The organism is Pseudomonas sp. FP2335 (assembly GCF_030687535.1).
Taxonomy (GTDB): Bacteria; Pseudomonadota; Gammaproteobacteria; order Pseudomonadales; family Pseudomonadaceae; genus Aquipseudomonas.
This window is the reverse complement of record NZ_CP117437.1, coordinates 3,074,679-3,092,714: the sequence shown is the minus strand read 5'-3', so window position 1 is coordinate 3,092,714 and position 18,036 is coordinate 3,074,679. Positions and strand designations below refer to the sequence as shown.

Below are 18,036 nucleotides of genomic sequence, written 5' to 3'. Positions count from 1 at the left end.
GGCGGGGATCAGTACCACTGCTTGAAGCGGCGGATGTAGATCGTTTTCATCAGTTGGGCCACGCAGCAGTAGCTGAGCAGGGTGCCCACCAGCCATGGGAAGTACGCCAGCGGCAGCGGTTGCAGGCCGACCAGGGTGCCCAGGGGCGAGAACGGTACGTAGATCCCCAGCGCGATCACCACGCAGGTCATCATCAACACCGGCCAGGCGGCGGTGCTTTGGAAGAACGGGATCTTGCGGGTGCGCAACATGTGCACCACCAGGGTTTGCGAGAGCAGGCCCTCGATAAACCAGCCGGACTGGAACAGGGTCTGCATTTCCACGCTGTTGGCGCTGAACACGTACCACATCAGGGCAAAGGTGGTGATGTCGAAGATCGACGAGGTCGGCCCGATCCAGATCATGAAGCGGCCGATGTTTTTCGCATCCCACTTGCGTGGCTTGGCCAGGTATTCCTTGTCCATCTTGTCCCACGGCAGGGCCAACTGGGAGATGTCGTACATCAGGTTTTGCAGGAGCAAATGGATCGCCAGCATTGGCATGAACGGGATAAATGCACTGGCCACCAGTACCGAGAACACGTTGCCGAAGTTGGAGCTGGCGGTCATGTTCAGGTACTTCATGATGTTGCCGAAGGTTTCGCGGCCCTTGAGCACGCCTTCTTCGAGCACCATCAGGCTCTTTTCCAACAGGATGATGTCGGCTGATTCCTTGGCGATGTCGGTACCGCTGTCCACCGAGATACCCACGTCGGCGTCGCGCAGTGCCGGTGCATCGTTGATGCCGTCACCGAGGAAACCCACGGTATGGCCGTTGGCTTGCAGGGCCTTGAGCACACGGGATTTCTGCAGCGGGGTCAGCTTGGCAAACACCGTGCGTTCTTCGACGCGGCGCAACAGGGTGGCGTCGTCCATCGCTTCGATTTCCGCGCCGAGCAGCGGCTGGCCAGGTTCAAGGCCGACCTGACGACAGATCTTGCTGGTGACCACGGCGTTGTCGCCGGTCAGCACTTTTACCGCTACGCCGATTTGTTGCAGCGCGGCAATCGCCGGGCCGGCGGTTTCCTTTGGTGGGTCAAGGAAGGTCAGGAAGCCCTGGATCACCAGGTTGCGCTCATCGGCGGTGGTGTATTGCTGGCGGGCCAACGCCTTGGGAATGTTGCGCGTGGCCACCACCAATACGCGGAAGCCGTCTTCGTTGTAGTCGTTTGCCAGCGCCAGCAATTCGGTGCGGCGGCGCTCATCCAGCGGTATGGCGTCACCGCCCTCCATGACGTGGGTGGAAATGCTCAACATCTCCTCAACCGCGCCCTTGCACACCAGCAACTGATCATCGGCGGCATCCTTGACCACAATGGACAGGCGACGGCGCACAAAATCGAACGGCAATTCATCGACCTTGCTGTAGGCAAACGGCACCTGAAACTTCGGGTTCTGCTCCGAGAACTGCACGACGGCCTGATCCATCAGGTTTTTCATGCCGCTTTGGTGATGGCTGTTGAGCCACGCCAGGGACAGCACCGCATCATCACGTTGACCGAAGGCGTTGACGTGGTGTTCGAGGATGATTTTGTCCTGGGTCAGGGTGCCGGTCTTGTCAGTGCACAGCACGTCCATCGACCCGAAGTTCTGGATCGCGTTGAGGCGCTTGACCACCACCTTGCGCTTGGCCATCGCCGTGGCGCCTTTGGCCAGGTTGGCGCTGACGATCATCGGCAGCATTTCCGGAGTGAGGCCCACGGCAACCGCCAGGGCGAACAGGAACGCATCGCCCCAGTCACCCTTGGAGAAGCCGTTGAGCAGGAACACGATCGGCACCATCACCAGCATGAAGCGGATCAGCAGCCAGCTGACGCTGTTGACCCCACGGTCGAACGCGGTCTGCACCCGTGAGCCGACAATCGCCTTGGCCAGGGAGCCAAAGTACGTGCGCGAGCCGGTGGCGACCACCACGGCGGTGGCGCGACCGCTGACCACGTTGGTGCCCATGAAGCAGATGTTCGGCAGGTCCAGCAGGTTGCCTTGGTCGGCGGCCAGGGGCGCGGCGGACTTTTGTGTGACGTCGCCGAGGGTGTCGTATTTTTCCACCGGCAAGGCTTCGCCGGTGAGGACCGCCTGGCTGATAAACAAGTCGCGGGACTCGATCAGGCGGATGTCGGCCGGAATCATGTCGCCGGCCGACAGCTGCACGATGTCGCCAGCCACCAGATCGCGCATCGGCACTTCGCGCAGGGTCGGTTGGGCGCCGACCTGTTCGCGGCGCAGTACGGTGGCGGTGGTGCGCACCATGGCTTTCAAGGCTTCGGCGGATTTCGCCGAGCGGTGCTCCTGCCAGAAACGCAGCAGGCTGCTGAGCATGACCATGGTCATGATAATGATGACTTTGGTCAGGTCGACCTCTTCACCGGCTTGCAACGGCAGCCAATAGTCGGTGACAAAGCTGATGCCGCCCAGGGTCAGTAGCACGTAGATGAACGGGTTGTTCAGTGCTTGCAGGAACTGGACGATGGCGTGTGGCGGCTTGTCATGGGCCACTTCGTTGTAGCCCTCGCGTTGCAGGCGCGCTTGGGCATCCAGTTCGGTCAGGCCGTCCCGGGTGGCGCGTACGTTGGCGAGTGTGGCCGACAGACCGTTGTGGGCTTCGCGGGCGGCGCGCATCGACAGTCTGGTGTCGGCGTCGCTGGTTTTTTTGTTGTGCAGTGGCGTGTTTTTTACGGCGCTCATTTGCTGTACTCCTGTCGCCAATTCTCGACAAAACATACCCGGTACTTACCTGCTGACAGGCGAGCGAAAGCATGCCGAGCCGCGGACTTCGCGATCGGTTTAAATAAAGTGTCTGGACAACGGTTGTTGCGGCGTTAATTAATTAGCACGCAGCGAGTTACAACTGGAATAGTTCATAAAGAACTCCAGGGTCATAATCAGTTAGTTGCTGTTTCCAGCGGGGTTAAGCGGCGCGTGCGTTCACGTAAAGACCCAGGCTGGAAACCTTCGGTCTCTGTGGATCTTGAGGGTCGGCGTGATCCCAGTGCTGCACCAGTTGGCCGCTGTGTGGGCAGATACGCCAATGCGCCAGCGGATGCGCCGGACGCACTTTGGGGGAGGGTGTGGCAAAGGCCGAGCGGCCCGCGGAAAAACCGCCAGGCGTGCGGCACAGCTTGGCGCGCAGGGCTGCGGCCAAGGTGCGAACATCATGTAAAACAAAGGCTTGGAAGGTCATAACACACCTCGGGACCGGACGGGCGACCGGCGAGGCAGTTACGGTGGAGCATCTAGCTCTAGCGCAGCTTACCGGACCGGGGAGGCGAGTCCTGTCATATTCTGGGTTTGGCGCCCGATGCCCGCAAACGCGGTGCTCGGACAGCGACTAGATACTGTGTCCATTGGCTTCTTTTGTGAGGTTTAAAAAAGGCCCCAGTTGCGGGCAGGGGCAATCTACTCAGGCAGTTACAAAATGTCAACGCATGATTAATTAAAATGCCCGGCGTTCAGAGTTCATTCAGACAAGAGGCACTTGGAAGTTAGTCGATATATAACTTCAAATGCCTTGTGCCGCGAGAATGGCCAAGTAGATCAACACCACGCCACAGGCGCCATAACTGACGCGCTGCCAAGTGGGCGATGCATTCTGGCGCAGCAGGTTCACCAGCGCGGCAATCAGGAAGCACGACAGCACTGAAGCCAGCATGAAGCCGGCAAAGAACATCAACGTCTGCCCGTGGCTCGGCGTCGCGCCGACAATGCCCGACAGCGCACTGCCCAAGGCGCCCCAATAGACGATGTTTTTCGGGTTGGCCAAGGAAATCGTCGCGCCGACGGCCAGTGCATTCTTCGCCGAACTGGCTGGCGCGCTGTCGGCGTCCGGCAAATTCCAGGCGTCGAGCAGGCTGCGCACGCCGAGCCAGGCCAGGTACAGCGCGCAGGCCACGGTCAGCGGCACGCGCACGGCGTCATGCTGGATCAGCAGTGCAATCCCCGTAAGGCCAATCACCGCCCATACCGCGTCGCCCACCAGCGATCCGATTTGTACCAGCAGCGCCGGGGTAAAACCTTGGAGCAAGCCACGACGCAGGGTCTCCGCCAGCACGGCACCGGGAGATAGGCAAAATACAAAACCAAAAACCAGCGCGTAAAAGAAGATCGTCAGCATGCCCGCGTCCTTTCAGGAAAGTGCGAGAGCATACGCTGCAGATTTCCGTTACAGCAATCCAATGCGCTCAAGTTCCGCCTTCAATTCGGCCTCGCCGAGGCGCGCAAAGGGCAGGGCGAAAAACGCCCGGCAGCGGCACTCGATGGTTTCCAGCGTGGCCTGGAAAGCGGCATTGAGCATGGCTTCGTCGCCTTGCACATCCGAAGGGTCTTCAAGCCCCCAATGGGCCTTGAGTGCTGGCCCGAAATACACCGGGCAGGCTTCACCGGCGGCCTTGTCGCAGACGGTGATCACCAGATCCGGCGGGCAGCCTTCAAACGCGTCATTGCCTTTGCTGTACAACCCCGCGGTGCGGATGCCGGCTGCTTCCAGCGTGCTCAAACTGCGCGGGAGCACCTGGCCCTTGGGGAAGCTGCCTGAACTGATGGCTTCGAAACCCTGCGGCGCCAAGTGGTTGAACACGGCTTCGGACAAGATGCTGCGGCAGCTGTTGGCGGTACACATGAACAGGACTTTCATTTCAGATACTCAAACGCAAGGCCAGGGCGGCAAGGGTGATCAACAGCACCGGCAAGGTCAGTACGATGCCGACCTTGAAGTAGTAGCCCCAGGTAATGGTGATGCCTTTACGCGCGAGGATATGCAGCCACAGCAACGTGGCCAGGCTGCCAATCGGGGTGATTTTCGGACCAAGGTCGCTGCCGATCACGTTGGCGTAGATCATCGCGTCCTTGACCACGCCCACGGCATGGCTGGACTCGATCGACAGTGCGCCGATCAATACCGTCGGCAGGTTGTTCATCGCCGAAGACAGCAACGCCGTCAGAACCCCGGTGCCCATCGCGGCGCCCCATACGCCGTAGGTGGCGAAGGTGTCGAGCCAGGTCGCGAGGTACGTGGTGAGGCCGGCGTTGCGCAAGCCGTAGACCACCAGATACATGCCCAGGGAAAAAACCACGATCTGCCACGGGGCTTCCTTGAGCACTTTGCGTGTGGAGATTTTATGACCCTTGGCAGCAATGACCAGCAGGAGCAGGGCGCAAGCGGCAGAAATCGCGCTGATGGGAATGCCCAGCGGCTCAAGGGCAAAACAGCCGACCAGCAGGATGCCCAGCACCCACCAGCCAGCGCGGAACGTGGCGCGGTCATGAATGGCATGGGCCGGTTCTTCGAGGTCGGCCGGGTCGTAGGCCTGCGGAATATCGCGGCGGAAAAACCACAACAATACGGCCAGGGTGGCAGCCACGCTGACGAAGTTCACCGGCACCATTACCGCTGCGTATTCGTTGAAGCCGATCTTGAAGTAATCCGCCGAGACGATATTCACCAGGTTCGACACCACCAACGGCAGGCTCGCAGTATCGGCGATAAACCCCGCGCCCATGACAAAGGCCAGGGTCGCCGCCGGCGAGAAACGCAGCGCCAGCAGCATCGACATGACAATAGGCGTGAGGATCAGCGCCGCACCGTCATTGGCAAACAGTGCCGAGACCAGCGCGCCGAGCAGCACCATATAGGCGAACAATCGTCGCCCGCGCCCACGTCCCCAGCGCGCCACATGTAACGCGGTCCAGGCGAAGAAGCCGGCCTCATCGAGCAGCAGGCTGATGATGATCAAGGCGACAAACGTGCCGGTGGCGTTCCAGATGATGTGCCACACCACCGGAATATCCCCCAGGCTGATCACGCCGCAGACAAGGGCCAGGATCGCGCCCATCGTCGCGCTCCAGCCGACCCCGAGGCCCTTGGGCTGCCAGATGACCAATACGATGGTGAAAATAAAGATGCCAATGGCGACAAGCATGAATAAAAACTCCGATGGCTCAGCAGCAACTGCTGGCCCGTTGTGGTCGTTCGCCCATTGCATCCAGACGCTGGGCGTCGGTCTGCAACCACGGCAGGTTGGCTTGCAAGGTGATCTCCAGCACTTGGGTGACCCAGTCGGGCAGTGCGGGATTGATGCGGTAGTAGATCCATTGACCCTGGCGACGATCCAGCATCAACCCGCAACTGCGCAATTGCGCCAGGTGACGAGAGATTTTCGGCTGGCTGTCATCCAAGGCATGGATCAGTTCGCACACGCAAAGTTCGCCTTCACGCAGGATCAATAACGTCATGCGTGCGCGGGTGGCATCGGCCAGGCATTTGAACAGCGTGGGAGGGGAGATGAGCTCGGACATGGCCTTGGCCCTATACATATGGAAATTCGAATATACGTATTTCCATATGTATCGGTCAAATCCGGTTACGATTGATATGGATCAACGCTCCTCAAATCAGCCACAAGTGTTTGAAATTAAAATGAAACACGAATGTCCTAAAGTGCCTGCCCATTGCTGATGAAGGAATCCCCCGCGTGACCCGTGCCACTCGCAACCTGCGCAAGACCCTCGATTCCGTCGCGGAAAATAACGAAACCGCGGCGTTCGACCTTATGCGCGCCGTCGAAAAACTCGGCGATGAGGTGCTGCGCCAGCGCTTGCTCAATACTATTCATCGCCTGAATCAAGACGCCCACGAGTTGCGCGAAGCGCGGGACTCGGTGGAACAGGTGTCTGTGCGGCTCGCCTGAGCAAGATCGTTCAAGACAAGCCCCTTGTTGCGCTGGCATGCTTGTCGACTGTCTGTCGATGAGCTGTTTCCATGCCTACCGCCTTGCCTCATTACGCCTTCGCACGCGGCGCAATCGCCGTCATTCCGTTGTCCCTGGCCTGTGCGCCGTGGGGGCTGCTGGCCGGCTCCATGGCCATCGATGCGCAATTCACCCCGCTGGAAGCTCAAGGGTTGTCGGCCATCGTGTTCGCCGGTGCCGCGCAGTTGGTGGCCATTGGCATGGTCAAGAGCGGCGCGAGCCTGATTTCCATCCTGCTGACCACTGTTCTGCTGACCTCCCAGCATCTGCTCTATGGCATGCACATGCGTCCCACGCTGTCGGCGCTCAACACGCGCTGGCGCATGAGCCTGGGCTTTTTGCTCACCGACGAATTCTTTGCCCTGGTCAGCCACTATGATCGCGAAACCTTCAACCGCTGGTACGCACTGGGGGTCGGCCTGACGTTCTACATCGTCTGGAATCTGTTCACCCTGGCCGGCATCGTGCTTGGCAAGAGCATTCCCGGCCTGGATCAACTGGGCCTGGAGTTTTCCATCGCCGCCACCTTTATCGCGCTGATCACCCCGGTGGTGCGCGATGTGCCGAGCGTGGTCTGCGTGGCCGTGGCGTTGCTGTTTTCGGTCTGGCTGAGCTTCCTGCACTGGGAGTCGGCGGTGGTGGTCTCCGGTGTACTGGGGATGAGCGCAGGCTATGCGTGCAAGCGATTGGGGGTAGGGCAGCAATGATCTTCATCATGATTGTGGCGATGGGCCTGGCAGTGTTTCTCAACCGCTATCTGTTTATCGAGCCGCGCCTGCCTGTGCGCCTTAACCGTGGCGCGCGGGAGTTTCTTGGGTTTGCGGTGCCGGGCATGCTCACGGCGATCTGCGGGCCGATCATTTTTCTCGCCGACCACCAACTCAACCTGAGCCCGGCCAACCCGTACTTGCTCGCGGGCATCAGCGCGGTGGCGTTGATGTACTGGACGCGCAACGTGTTGCTCACCGTGCTGCTGAGCATGGCGTTGTTCTATCTGTTGCGCTGGCTGCTCTGACGTCCAGGCGAAAAAAAGCCCGCGGGAGGGCGGGCAGAAGGGAGGCTTTAAAAAAATGAGCCCGGCCACTATAGATGGCGCGTTCTCCCTTCACAGTGAAACTAAATTCATCCCGCCGACAGCAAGGCAGCCCCGTGTGGGGCTGCCTTGTCATATCAGTTTTTGGCGTTGAGCTTGCGCAGTTCTTCATACGTGGCCGACTGGACGAACCAGAAGCCGGAGATGATGCACCACGTCAACGTACCGCCGACCAGGACCGCCAGGCCCGATAGAAAGCTCGCACTGAACATCGACACCAGGCCAATCAGCCAAACAAAGGCCAAGGCGATGTAGAGAACGGTGTTGTTGACGCTGATGACGAAATCTTTCATGACGCTTCCTTGTAGAGAATATCCCGTTGACCTCCTCAGTGAGATCAACCGCGGCATCATAATGCCATGTGCCAGACCGCGCCAGCTTTGGCCCCGCCGTCGCGCGCAAATGGTAGAGTCGCGTTTTTTCCTGGGGAGCAATGGCATGCACAAAGTGGTAATGGGCGCATTGGTACTGGCAGCGCTGGCCGGTTGCGCAGGTTCGAAGATGAAAGAGGCGCGCTCCGGTACGCCCTACAAAACCCTGGCTTCGGACAAAGCCACGTTGGTGGTTGCGCAGTGCATCCAGTTCGGCTGGCAGGATGAGAGCGTATTTGGCGTGGACGCCGGCGGCTTCAAGGAGCCGAACGGGGCGGGCGGTTTTACCGTGTACACCACCGGTGGCGACTACTTTGTCGACGTGCAAAGCGCGGGCGCGGGTGCCAGCGTCAAGTATTACGCCATTGAAGACAACATGCCTGCCAAGCGTCGCCTGGCAGCACTCGCGACTTGCCTGTAATCCATTGCCTTAGCGGATTTAGGAATTGCCCGGCGGGACAGCCGCCGGACATTGGCTTATCATTCCCCCCGCTCGTTCGGCGTGATGGCTCTTTACCAGTACACGGACGTCGAGGCCGAAGCGTCGGACGAGCATCTTTTTCCTCTAGCGGGGCATATAACCCAAATGCCAGCGCCGGGGAATCTTCAGCGACAATACCCCCAACGCCGCCGCCAATCCGCCGCTGACCAGCAGCGCCTTGAGGCCCATCTGCTGCTCCAGCACCGCCCCGATCACCGCGCCGACAAACATTCCAGTCCACGGAATCAGTTGCACACGCCAGCCATTGCGGCGTTCTCCCAGCAACCAGCGCCCCAGGCCGCGGCCAAAGCGCGACAGCGCACCCGTTACGTACGTCAGCCCCACCGGCAAACCATTGACCTCTTCGACCGCTGCATTGAGCATGCCCATCGCCAGGATTGCCGCCAGCAAGGCGGGTAGTGCATCGACCATCGGCAACCAGGCGCCAACGCACAACAAGGCAGCAATACACAGCAGCAGCGGCAGGGCATGCCGACGGCTGAAGCGGCTGACCACCACGCCCAACGCGTTGCCGATGACAAAGGTAGCGACGAGCAACAGCAAGCGTCCCGTCAAGCCCAGATCTCCCGCACTGATTGCCACCGCCAGACGCGTGGTGTTGCCGCTCATGAACGAAACAAAATCACCACTGGCCATAAAGCCAATCGCATCGGTCATGCCCGCCAACACCGAAAGGCTGGCCACCAGCATCATCCCGACCCGACCGCGCCAGCGCTGGCGGTGGGCAAGTGCAGCATTCACGTATGGCTTGGGGGACGAAGGCAGCATGGGGCCGGGCTCCTGGGTGAAATTATTCGGCCACTACGGTAGGACGCTTTGACACCCCGCGCAATGACCTCAGACACACTCCAGGCGCCAGCCCTCGTTTTCCCAGGTCAAGCAGTGCGTCGGCCGGATTGCACGCATGAACGCTTGATCGTGGGACGCCACCAACATTGCGCCGGTAAAACCGTGTAATGCCCGTTCAAACGCGAGTATCGACTCCAGATCCAAATGGTTGGTCGGCTCGTCCAACAGCAGCAACTGTGCCGGCGTTGCGCGCCATAAGGCAACCGCCATCGCCGCCTTTATGCGTTCGCCGCCACTGAGCTGCCCAAGCGGTTGAGTCACCCGCAAGGCGTCCAGTTGCAACAGCGCCAAACGGCTACGCAGTTCGGCTTCGGCCATCGGCGTGCCGAGTAGTTGGAGCTGCTCGATGACGGAGCGTTGATCGTCGAGTAACGCGAGGTGTTGATCAATATAGGCGCAGGGCACATGTACGCGGCAGACCCCACTGACCGCCCGCCATTGGCCCGCCAGCAGCGCGAGCAACGTGGACTTGCCGCAGCCGTTCGGCCCGCGCACGGCGACGCGAACGGCGCCCGCAAGATGAAGGTTGAGGCGGGTGTGCGGCAGCCACGGCAGTTGAACATCCACCAGGTCCAGCACCTGTCGCCGCTTGGGCACGGTCGAGGCGGGCAGCGCCAGCAAGGTCGGCGTTTCATCTTGCACCCGCTCGTAGGCCTGACGCACCTGGGCGTCGAGTTCGTGCTTGTGGACCGAGTGCGCGCTGCGCACAGTGCTGACGATTTCGCTGGCGGTACTTTTCCAGCGTGCCTTGGTGAAGCGGTCCACGTTAGCCGTTTCGGCTTGTTTGCGCGCGCGCGCGGCATGGCGTTGCAGGCTGTCATGCTCGGTTTGCAGGCGCCGTCTTTCGCGGCTGCGGGCCAGGCGGGCATGTTCCAGGGCTGCGGCCGCAGCCTGCTGTTCGGCGTCGCGTTGCAGGCGGTAGGCATCGTAGTTGCCGCCATAGACCTGGGCGCCAAGGGGTGAGAGTTCGATGATGCGCCCCAGGCTGTTGAGCAGTTGCCGGTCGTGGCTGACCACCACCAGGCCGCCGCGCCAACCCGCCAACTGTTGCAGCAGCCAGTCGCGGCCGCTGCTGTCGAGGTGGTTGGTGGGCTCATCGAGCACTAATAGTTGTGGGGCCGCCAGCAACGCGCCGATCAGCGCGACCCGTGCCAATTGGCCACCGCTGAGCTGAGCGGCCGGGCTTTGTGGCGCGAGGTGCGCCAACCCTGCGCTATCCAGCGCGCTGCGCAGGCGTTCGTGCAGGTCCCAGCGATCATCGATCAGCTCTAGATCATGCAGCTGCGCAGTGCCCTCGGCCATGCGTTCAAGTGCAGCCAAGGTCAGTGCTGTGTCTGTCAGATGGGCAATGGTGTCGCCTTGGGCGACATCCAGGCTTTGCGGCACGTAGGCCACGCTGGCCGTACGATTCAGTGTGCCAGTGGAGGGCTGCAGCCGCCCGGCAATCAATTTGGCGAGGATACTTTTGCCCCGTCCGTTGCGCCCGACGATGCCGGTCGGCGTGTGGTCGATGGACAGGGTCAGGTCTTGCAGCAATGTTTCGCCATTGGCGAACTGAAAGCACAGGTGTTGCAGGGAAACCAATGCGGGCAGGCGTTTGACGTCAGTCATCAGCACCTCCAGAAAAATGTCGAACAGGCCAACAAGCGCGCCGGGCGGCTTGTTGCAGATACATTTTGGAAGGCTTAGTTGTTCACGTCGGCGGTCGCCCTGGGAGTCAGAAGGGATGCAAAGCCTAACCCGGCTGGGCTTTTTTCGGCAAGTCTGCGGCTAGCTGCTCCAGAAACATCGCAAGCGCCACCTCTTCCGCCTTGAGCCCTTTGCGTACCCGCGGCTTGGGCAGCCTGGACAGTTCACCCAGGCTGAAATGCTCCAGCACAGCCGGGTGGATATAACATTTGCGGCACACCGCCGGGGTGTTGCCCAGTTGCTTGGCGACGTCCTTGACCGTCGCCACCACGTGGCGCTTGGCGTCGGATTCCGGCTGCCACTCCAACTCACGCAATACCGCGAGTGCCAGTGCGGTGCCGGCCCAGGTGCGGTAGTCCTTGGCGGTGAAGTCGGCGCCGGTGAGGCTGTGCAGGTACGCGTTCACATCCTGGGAGCTGACGGTATGGCGCTCGCCGTCTTCGTCCAGGTACTGGAACAGGTTCTGTCCCGGCAACTCCAGGCAGCGCTTGACCACCGTGGCCAGGCGCCGGTCCTTGACGCTGACCTGATGTTCGACGCCGCTTTTGCCACGGAACTGGAAGCGGATCTCGCTGCCCTTGATACCCACATGGCGGTTGCGCAAGGTCGTCAGTCCGTAGGATTTGTTGTCCCGTGCGTATTGGGTGTTGCCGACGCGAATCAGTGTGGCGTCGAGCAGCATCACCACCGTGGCCAGGACCTTTTCGCGGGTGAATCCCGGCGCGGCGATTTGCGCTTGCAGTTGCTTGCGCAGCTTGGGCAGGGCCTTGCCGAATGCCTGCAGGCGCGAATACTTGTCACTGTCGCGCACTTCGCGCCAGCGTGCGTGGTAGCGATACTGCTTGCGCCCGCGGGCATCCCGACCGGTGGCCTGGAGATGTCCACGCGGGTCGGCGCAGATCCATACGTCGGTATAGGCGGGCGGCACGGCCAGGGCGTTCAGGCGCTGGATCTCATCGGCGTCGCGGATGCGTACCCCGCGGGGATCGAAGTACTGGAACTTGCCCCGCAGCGTCTTGCGGCGGATGCCGGGCTGGGTGTCGTCGACGTAATGCAGGTCATGGGGGAGGTCGGTGTCAGGCATAGTGCGGTTCCTTGGCAACAATCAGGCCGGTATGCCTGATTGACCGCAGCCGTGTGCAGTCGTGCCAAAAGCTTGCTCAGGCGAGGACCGCCACCGCCTTGATCTGCGCCCACAGCGTCTGGCCGGGATGCAGTTGCAACTGGTCACGGGAAAAACGCGTGATGCGCGCCAGCAGCGGTGTGCCTGCGGCATCCAGGCGTACCAGCACGTGGGCGTTATTGTCGGCGCCGATTTCCTGGGTGACCGTCACTGGCAGGCGATTGAGGATGCTGCTGTGTTCTTCCGCCTGCAGGCTGAGGCTCACGTCACGCGCCTGCACCTTGATCCGCAGCGCCTTGCCCACCGCCAGCGGCGCATGGGCCACGCGCATGTGCAAGGCACTGGCGGGCAGTTGCAGGGTCAGCAGTTGGTAATGTGTGTCATAGGCGCTGACCGTGCCATTGATCACCACGCCGGCGTCGTCGCCCGAGGCCATGGGCAGATCGAGCCGTGCCAGGGTTTCACCGATGGGGCCACTGGCCAGGGCCTTGCCGTCACTGAGCAAGACAAGGTGATCGGCCAGGCGGGCGACTTCATCCTGGGCATGGCTGACGTACAGCACCGGGATGTCCAGCTCATCGTGCAGGCGTTCGAGATACGGCAGGATTTCGCCTTTGCGCTTGCTGTCGAGGGCCGCCAGGGGCTCATCCATCAACAACAACCGGGGGCTGGTGAGCAGGGCTCGGGCGATGCCGACGCGTTGGCGCTCGCCGCCGGACAAGTGCTGGGGGTGGCGCTCGAGCAAGTGGCCGATGCCCAGCAGTGCGGTGGCGTGGCCCATGTCTACGCGACGTTGCTGGCGTGCAATGCGCTTGAGGCCGAATTCCAGGTTGGCGCGCACCGACAAATGCGGGAACAGACTCGCCTCTTGAAACACATAACCCAGCGCGCGTTTGTGCGGCGGTACGAACAGGCCCTTGGCGCTGTCTTGCCAGACTTCATCGTTGATCTTCACAAAGCCGTGTTCGGCCCGTTCCAGCCCGGCGATGGCACGCAGGCAGGTGGTCTTGCCGGAGCCGGAATGCCCGAACAACGCCGTCACGCCACGACCGGGCAGTTGCAGGTTCACGTCGAGGGCAAAGCCCGAGTAGTTCAATTGCAGGCGTGCATCAATCATCGTGGTCAGCTCCAACCCATCTTGGTTTTACGGCTTGAGTAGAGCGCCAGCAACACGAGGAACGCGAACACCACCATGGAGCCCGCCAGCCAATGGGCCTGGGCATATTCCATGGCTTCGACATGGTCGTAGATCTGCACCGAGACCACGCGGGTCTTGTCCGGGATATTGCCACCGATCATCAGTACCACGCCGAACTCACCCACGGTGTGGGCAAAGCCGAGGATCGCAGCGGTGATAAAGCCGGGGCGAGCCAGGGGCAGGATTACGCTGAAGAAGGTGTCCCAAGGATTGGCGCGCAATGTCGCGGCGACTTCCAAGGGACGTGTGCCGATAGCGCAGAACGCGTTTTGCAGCGGTTGCACCACGAATGGCATGGAATAGATCACCGAGCCGATCACCAGCCCGGAGAAACTGAAAGTCAGGGTACCCAGGCCCAGCCATTGGGTGAACTGGCCGAAGTAACCGTTGGGGCCCATGGTCAACAGCAGGTAGAAACCGATGACCGTCGGTGGCAACACCAATGGCAAGGCGACGATTGCACCGATGGGGCCGCGCCACCAGGAACGGGTGCGCGACAGCCACAGGGCAATCGGAGTGCCGATGACCAGTAGGATCACTGTGGTCAGTGACGCCAGCTTGATGGTCAACCAGATGGCGGAAAAATCGGCACTCGTTAGCGGCATTTAGAGCTCGTAACCGTAGGACTTGATAACGGCCGCGGCCTTCGGCCCTTTCAGGTATTCAACCAAGGCCTTGGCAGCCACGCTGTCCTTGCCCTTGTTGAGGATAACCGCGTCCTGTTTGATCGGGTCATGCAGGGACGAAGGGACAATCCACGCCGAACCGCTGGTGACTTTGCCGTCTTTATAGATCTGCGACAAGGCCACGAAGCCCACTTCGGCATTCCCGGTGGAGACGAACTGATAGGCCTGGGTGATGTTCTGGCCTTCGACGAGCTTGTCCTTGACCTTGTCGGTCAGGCCTTCTTTGGCCAGCACTTGGGTCGCGGCCAGGCCGTATGGCGCAGCTTTCGGGTTGGCGATGGACAGGTGCTTGAATTCGTTCTTCTTCAAGACTTCACCCCTGGCGTCTACATAACCGTCTTTGGCCGACCACAGCGCCAGGGTGCCGATGGCGTAGGTGAAGCGCGAGCCTTTGACGGTGTCGCCTTCGGTTTCCAGTTTTTGCGGGGTGGTGTCATCGGCGGCAAGGAACACTTCGAATGGCGCGCCGTTCTTGATCTGGGTGTAGAACTGGCCGGTGGCGCCGTAGGCCGCGACCAGTTTGTGGCCGGTGTCTTTTTCGAAATCGGCGGCAATTGCCTGGATCGGTGCGGTGAAGTTGGCGGCGACGGCGACTTGCACTTCGTCGGCGTGGGCCGCACCAACGGTGAGGGCGGCGACCAACGCGGCCAGGCGTGAGACCCGAATCTTCATAGAGCAGCTCCTTAAAGGGTGTACGGCTTGTTATAGGGAGAAGGCTTTACCGCTATCTACGGGAATATATAGCGGTTGGCCATTGCCGGTACAGTGCCAAGTTGCCCCAGGTGTCAGTTCTTCTTGAGTTTGGCCAGGGTCTGTTCGGCCAATTGGCGCGTCAGGTCATAGGTGGACAGCTCTTTGCCCAGGCGCAACGCCTGGCCTGACCACAGGTTGCTGAAACCCGCTTCATCCTTGGCCTTGAGCGGCATCAGCGCGCCCCCGGACCTTGGAAAAGCCGGCGCCAGGATATTGATCGGGCCCAACTCGCGCATGACCCGGTTGAGGATGCCGCGTGCCGGCCGGCCGGTGAACAGGTTGGTCAGCGCGGTTTCACTTGCCTGGGCATGGCGCAGTGCATGGCGGTGGGCTGCGCTGACGCTGGCTTGGGGCGTAAATAGATACGCCGTTCCTACCTGCACGGCCGAAGCGCCCAAGGCGAACGCCGCCACAATCCCACGCGCGTCGGCAATACCTCCGGCGGCAATCACCGGTACATTCACGGCGTCGACGATCTGCGGCAGCAGCGCGAACAAACCGATTTGAGTGTTGAGGTCGTCGCTCAGGAACATCCCACGATGCCCGCCAGCTTCAATGCCCATGGCAATGATCGCGTCGCAGCCGTGTTGTTCCAGCCAGATTGCTTCTTCGACAGTCGTGGCCGATGACAGTACCTTCGCCCCGGTAGCTTTCACACGCTCCAGCAAGGCTTTTTCCGGCAGGCCGAAGTGGAAACTGACGACTTCGGGGCGGAACTCTTCAACCACTTGGCAGGCGGCGTCGTTGAACGGCGCACGATTGGATACCGGCGTAGGCGCCTCGAAGTCAGCGCCCAGTTCGCGGTAGTAGGGTTCCAGCAATGCTTTCCAGCGCTGATCGCCGGCTTCATCCGGTTCGGGCGGCTGGTGGCAGAAGAAGTTGACGTTGATCGGGCGCGTGCTGCCTTGGCGGATAGTGGTCAAGGCTTCACGCAGTTGCTCGATGCTCAGGGTTGCCGCCGGCAGCGAGCCGAGCGCGCCGGCCGCATTGGCGTCGATGACCATGGCAGCGGTCGTCGCCCCGGCCATCGGCGCTTGAATGATCGGCACTTCAATGCCCAGCAGGTCAAGAAGGCGGGTGTCTGGCCAGGTGCTCATGGGGTGCGTCTCCAGCTTTAGTAGGATTTTTCGCTGTTTTAGCAGGGCCCTTGGCGGTCGGCCAGTCTGTTTTATTCACTGGACGCAGGTACATTTTCGTGATGCTCAAGGCTGGCCTTCGCGCTCCAGCAAGCGCCGCTTGCGTTCCACCCCCCAGCGGTAACCCGATAGCTCGCCGTTGCTGCGCACAACGCGGTGACAGGGAATGGCCACCGCCAGGTTGTTTGCCCCACACGCCTGGGCCACCGCGCGGTACGACTTGGGCGCGCCGATACACTCGGCGATCTGCGCATAGCTGGCGGTGCTACCCAGCGGAATGTCCCGCAAGGCTTGCCATACCCGTTGCTGAAAGGCCGTGCCACGCAGGTCCAGCGGCAAGTCCAGGCCCAGGGCGGGGGTTTCGATAAAACCCACGACTTGCGCGATCAACTGTTCAAAGCCGCGGTCAGCGCCCACCAGTTCGGCCTTGGGGAACTGATCCTGTAGATCACGCACCAGCGCGTCCGGGTCATCGCCCAGCAGGATCGCGCAGACGCCACGGCGACTTTGTGCGACCAGAATCGCCCCCAACGAGCATTGGCCGACGGCAAACAACATTGCGCTGTTGGTACCGCCGGCCTTGTAGTCGCTGGGCGTCATGCCGAGCAGTTGGTCGGCAGATTCATAAAAGCGGCTGTTGGAGTTGAAGCCAGCGTCATACAGCGCATCTGTGACCGAATGCTGGCCCTTGAGCGCCTCGCGCACTTTGCGTGAGCGCCGGGCGTTGGCGTACGCCTTGGGCGTCAGGCCGGTGACGGCTTTGAACACGCGATGAAAATGGTAGGGGCTGAGCCCGGCGTGCGCGGCCAGCGTGCTGAGGCTGGGCGGGGCGTCGGCCTGCTCAATCTGGCGGCATGCCTCGGCCACCAGGTGCGCGTGGTGTTCCGCCAATTGGGTCTGATCGCCGGCCGCGCGTTTACTCGCGCGATAGCCTGCGGCCTCGGCTTGCGCCGGAGTGTCGAAGAACTGGATATTTTCCGGGCGTGGCAACCGCGAGGCGCTGCTGGGGCGGCAATACACACCGGTGGTTTTGACCGCATAGACGAACAGCGTATCGGCCTTGGGGTCGCGGGCGACGACGGCGGCCCAGCGCGGGTCTTGTTCGGTTTTCATGGCCTCTGCACTCTGAATGGGGATGCGCAGATTAAACGCAGCGCACCGGCCTGACACTCTGAAGCTTGCGCTCGAATTATCCTGCCGTGCGAAACGTCAGGTTGATGCGTTGCGGGCCCATGATCGGGTGCAGGCCTTCCTTGATTGGCATCACGCCGTGAAAACGCAGGCGGTCAACGCCGCCCCACACCACCACGTCACCATGAAACAGCGAAATTTTTTGCGTCTTGTCACTGCGTTCATGGCCACCAAACAGGAAAATCGCCGGCAAACCGAGGGACACCGATACCACGGGCGCGTCGAAGCGCCGCTCATTCTTGTCCTGGTGCAGGGACATTTTCGCACCCGCAACGTAGCGGTTGATCAGGCAGGCGTCGGGGCTGAAGTCGATGAAACCGGCATCTGCCGCGGCCAGCACGGCCAGTTCACGCAACTCATCGGGCATCGCTGGCCAAGGCTGCTGGCTGCGCGGGTCCAACGAGGTGTAGCGGTAGCCGTGGTGCGCGCTGGTCCAGCCTAGCGCACCACAACTGCTCAGTGCTGCCGACATGGTAAAGCCGCCAGGGGTCACCATTTGCCGAAACGGGGATTGCGCCAGAATGCCGCGTAGCGCGGGCAGAAGGCGATCGATCCAGGGCAGGGCATAGCCCCTTAGCACGTAGGACTCATCGCCGATTTGTTCACGCCCTGCGGGTTGTTGCAGGGCGTCATCGGCAAACAGGTCAGCAGTGGGGCCGGACAT

General features: G+C 61.3%; 20 protein-coding genes. 4 read left to right on the top strand and 16 right to left on the bottom strand.

Features of this window, described 5'->3' with window-relative positions; translation table 11 throughout:
* Positions 1 to 8: 8 nt before the first annotated feature.
* The 6 genes from mgtA to PSH81_RS13635 all read right to left on the bottom strand — a co-directional run bounded on the left by mgtA (position 9) and on the right by PSH81_RS13635 (position 6,329).
* Positions 9 to 2,723 (bottom strand): magnesium-translocating P-type ATPase, encoded by a 2,715-nt coding sequence (mgtA, locus tag PSH81_RS13660; RefSeq protein ID WP_305390746.1) that lies wholly within the window; start codon positions 2,721 to 2,723, stop codon positions 9 to 11.
* A 223-nt stretch (positions 2,724 to 2,946) separates the two neighbouring features.
* Positions 2,947 to 3,219: a hypothetical protein gene (locus PSH81_RS13655; RefSeq protein ID WP_305390744.1), complete on the bottom strand. Its 273-nt coding sequence runs from the start codon at positions 3,217 to 3,219 to the stop codon at positions 2,947 to 2,949.
* A 318-nt stretch (positions 3,220 to 3,537) separates the two neighbouring features.
* On the bottom strand, positions 3,538 to 4,149 hold the full coding sequence (locus PSH81_RS13650) for a LysE family transporter (RefSeq protein WP_192299995.1): 612 nt from the start codon (positions 4,147 to 4,149) through the stop codon (positions 3,538 to 3,540).
* A 48-nt stretch (positions 4,150 to 4,197) separates the two neighbouring features.
* Positions 4,198 to 4,668: an arsenate reductase ArsC gene (locus PSH81_RS13645; protein WP_305390743.1), complete on the bottom strand. Its 471-nt coding sequence runs from the start codon at positions 4,666 to 4,668 to the stop codon at positions 4,198 to 4,200.
* A 1-nt stretch (position 4,669) separates the two neighbouring features.
* Complete coding sequence (locus tag PSH81_RS13640; RefSeq protein WP_305390742.1) at positions 4,670 to 5,953, bottom strand: arsenic transporter; 1,284 nt, start codon at positions 5,951 to 5,953, stop codon at positions 4,670 to 4,672.
* 19 nt (positions 5,954 to 5,972) lie between these two features.
* The gene (locus PSH81_RS13635) at positions 5,973 to 6,329 is read right to left on the bottom strand and encodes a metalloregulator ArsR/SmtB family transcription factor (protein ID WP_305390741.1); all 357 of its coding nucleotides are present in this window, start codon (positions 6,327 to 6,329) and stop codon (positions 5,973 to 5,975) included.
* Between the two features lie 176 nt (positions 6,330 to 6,505).
* On the opposite strand from PSH81_RS13635, the gene PSH81_RS13630 reads away from it, so the two are divergent.
* The 3 genes from PSH81_RS13630 to PSH81_RS13620 all read left to right on the top strand — a co-directional run bounded on the left by PSH81_RS13630 (position 6,506) and on the right by PSH81_RS13620 (position 7,796).
* Positions 6,506 to 6,721: a hypothetical protein gene (locus PSH81_RS13630; RefSeq protein ID WP_025856028.1), complete on the top strand. Its 216-nt coding sequence runs from the start codon at positions 6,506 to 6,508 to the stop codon at positions 6,719 to 6,721.
* A 71-nt stretch (positions 6,722 to 6,792) separates the two neighbouring features.
* Positions 6,793 to 7,488, top strand: coding sequence for an AzlC family ABC transporter permease (locus PSH81_RS13625; RefSeq protein WP_305390739.1), 696 nt, complete (start codon positions 6,793 to 6,795; stop codon positions 7,486 to 7,488).
* Entirely contained in the window at positions 7,485 to 7,796 is a 312-nt protein-coding gene (locus tag PSH81_RS13620; RefSeq protein WP_192300000.1) for an AzlD domain-containing protein, read from the top strand. Before PSH81_RS13625 ends, PSH81_RS13620 begins: the two co-directional genes overlap by 4 nt.
* A 155-nt stretch (positions 7,797 to 7,951) precedes the next feature.
* Here PSH81_RS13620 and PSH81_RS13615 read toward each other — a convergent pair whose 3' ends face one another.
* Positions 7,952 to 8,167 carry a hypothetical protein gene (locus tag PSH81_RS13615; protein ID WP_034098026.1) on the bottom strand — a complete coding sequence of 72 codons (216 nt, stop codon included), beginning with the start codon at positions 8,165 to 8,167 and terminating at the stop codon, positions 7,952 to 7,954.
* A 145-nt stretch (positions 8,168 to 8,312) separates the two neighbouring features.
* On the opposite strand from PSH81_RS13615, the gene PSH81_RS13610 reads away from it, so the two are divergent.
* A complete protein-coding gene (locus PSH81_RS13610) occupies positions 8,313 to 8,666 on the top strand; it encodes a hypothetical protein (RefSeq protein ID WP_192300002.1) in 354 nt (117 codons plus the stop codon).
* A 144-nt stretch (positions 8,667 to 8,810) separates the two neighbouring features.
* Here PSH81_RS13610 and PSH81_RS13605 read toward each other — a convergent pair whose 3' ends face one another.
* The 9 genes from PSH81_RS13605 to alkB all read right to left on the bottom strand — a co-directional run bounded on the left by PSH81_RS13605 (position 8,811) and on the right by alkB (position 18,036).
* Positions 8,811 to 9,515, bottom strand: a complete 705-nt coding sequence (locus tag PSH81_RS13605; protein ID WP_192300003.1) for a YoaK family protein — start codon at positions 9,513 to 9,515, stop codon at positions 8,811 to 8,813.
* 69 nt (positions 9,516 to 9,584) lie between these two features.
* Entirely contained in the window at positions 9,585 to 11,207 is a 1,623-nt protein-coding gene (locus tag PSH81_RS13600) for an ABC-F family ATP-binding cassette domain-containing protein (RefSeq protein ID WP_305390735.1), read from the bottom strand.
* A gap of 124 nt (positions 11,208 to 11,331) precedes the next feature.
* Positions 11,332 to 12,369 (bottom strand): DNA topoisomerase IB, encoded by a 1,038-nt coding sequence (locus PSH81_RS13595; RefSeq protein ID WP_305390733.1) that lies wholly within the window; start codon positions 12,367 to 12,369, stop codon positions 11,332 to 11,334.
* 76 nt (positions 12,370 to 12,445) lie between these two features.
* Positions 12,446 to 13,525, bottom strand: a complete 1,080-nt coding sequence (gene modC, locus PSH81_RS13590) for a molybdenum ABC transporter ATP-binding protein (protein ID WP_226456855.1) — start codon at positions 13,523 to 13,525, stop codon at positions 12,446 to 12,448.
* Positions 13,526 to 13,530: 5 nt separating this feature from the next.
* The gene (modB, locus tag PSH81_RS13585; RefSeq protein ID WP_192300007.1) at positions 13,531 to 14,211 is read right to left on the bottom strand and encodes a molybdate ABC transporter permease subunit; all 681 of its coding nucleotides are present in this window, start codon (positions 14,209 to 14,211) and stop codon (positions 13,531 to 13,533) included.
* Positions 14,212 to 14,964: a molybdate ABC transporter substrate-binding protein gene (gene modA, locus PSH81_RS13580; RefSeq protein ID WP_305390730.1), complete on the bottom strand. Its 753-nt coding sequence runs from the start codon at positions 14,962 to 14,964 to the stop codon at positions 14,212 to 14,214.
* 113 nt (positions 14,965 to 15,077) lie between these two features.
* Complete coding sequence (locus PSH81_RS13575) at positions 15,078 to 16,142, bottom strand: nitronate monooxygenase family protein (RefSeq protein WP_305390729.1); 1,065 nt, start codon at positions 16,140 to 16,142, stop codon at positions 15,078 to 15,080.
* A gap of 105 nt (positions 16,143 to 16,247) precedes the next feature.
* Positions 16,248 to 17,294 (bottom strand): bifunctional DNA-binding transcriptional regulator/O6-methylguanine-DNA methyltransferase Ada, encoded by a 1,047-nt coding sequence (gene ada / locus PSH81_RS13570; RefSeq protein ID WP_305390728.1) that lies wholly within the window; start codon positions 17,292 to 17,294, stop codon positions 16,248 to 16,250.
* Between the two features lie 76 nt (positions 17,295 to 17,370).
* Complete coding sequence (gene alkB / locus PSH81_RS13565; RefSeq protein WP_226456850.1) at positions 17,371 to 18,036, bottom strand: DNA oxidative demethylase AlkB; 666 nt, start codon at positions 18,034 to 18,036, stop codon at positions 17,371 to 17,373.

Bases quoted from the DNA above. Each gene is read 5' to 3' on its own strand.
- mgtA (WP_305390746.1), bottom strand. From the start codon at position 2,723: ATGAGCGCCGTAAAAAACACGCCACTGCACAACAAAAAAACCAGCGAC.
- PSH81_RS13655 (WP_305390744.1), bottom strand. From the start codon at position 3,219: ATGACCTTCCAAGCCTTTGTTTTACATGATGTTCGCACCTTGGCCGCA.
- PSH81_RS13650 (WP_192299995.1), bottom strand. From the start codon at position 4,149: ATGCTGACGATCTTCTTTTACGCGCTGGTTTTTGGTTTTGTATTTTGC.
- PSH81_RS13645 (WP_305390743.1), bottom strand. From the start codon at position 4,668: ATGAAAGTCCTGTTCATGTGTACCGCCAACAGCTGCCGCAGCATCTTG.
- PSH81_RS13640 (WP_305390742.1), bottom strand. From the start codon at position 5,953: ATGCTTGTCGCCATTGGCATCTTTATTTTCACCATCGTATTGGTCATC.
- PSH81_RS13635 (WP_305390741.1), bottom strand. From the start codon at position 6,329: ATGTCCGAGCTCATCTCCCCTCCCACGCTGTTCAAATGCCTGGCCGAT.
- PSH81_RS13625 (WP_305390739.1), top strand. From the start codon at position 6,793: ATGCCTACCGCCTTGCCTCATTACGCCTTCGCACGCGGCGCAATCGCC.
- PSH81_RS13620 (WP_192300000.1), top strand. From the start codon at position 7,485: ATGATCTTCATCATGATTGTGGCGATGGGCCTGGCAGTGTTTCTCAAC.
- PSH81_RS13615 (WP_034098026.1), bottom strand. From the start codon at position 8,167: ATGAAAGATTTCGTCATCAGCGTCAACAACACCGTTCTCTACATCGCC.
- PSH81_RS13610 (WP_192300002.1), top strand. From the start codon at position 8,313: ATGCACAAAGTGGTAATGGGCGCATTGGTACTGGCAGCGCTGGCCGGT.
- PSH81_RS13605 (WP_192300003.1), bottom strand. From the start codon at position 9,515: ATGCTGCCTTCGTCCCCCAAGCCATACGTGAATGCTGCACTTGCCCAC.
- PSH81_RS13600 (WP_305390735.1), bottom strand. From the start codon at position 11,207: ATGACTGACGTCAAACGCCTGCCCGCATTGGTTTCCCTGCAACACCTG.
- PSH81_RS13595 (WP_305390733.1), bottom strand. From the start codon at position 12,369: ATGCCTGACACCGACCTCCCCCATGACCTGCATTACGTCGACGACACC.
- modC (WP_226456855.1), bottom strand. From the start codon at position 13,525: ATGATTGATGCACGCCTGCAATTGAACTACTCGGGCTTTGCCCTCGAC.
- modB (WP_192300007.1), bottom strand. From the start codon at position 14,211: ATGCCGCTAACGAGTGCCGATTTTTCCGCCATCTGGTTGACCATCAAG.
- modA (WP_305390730.1), bottom strand. From the start codon at position 14,964: ATGAAGATTCGGGTCTCACGCCTGGCCGCGTTGGTCGCCGCCCTCACC.
- PSH81_RS13575 (WP_305390729.1), bottom strand. From the start codon at position 16,142: ATGAGCACCTGGCCAGACACCCGCCTTCTTGACCTGCTGGGCATTGAA.
- ada (WP_305390728.1), bottom strand. From the start codon at position 17,294: ATGAAAACCGAACAAGACCCGCGCTGGGCCGCCGTCGTCGCCCGCGAC.
- alkB (WP_226456850.1), bottom strand. From the start codon at position 18,036: ATGTCCGGCCCCACTGCTGACCTGTTTGCCGATGACGCCCTGCAACAA.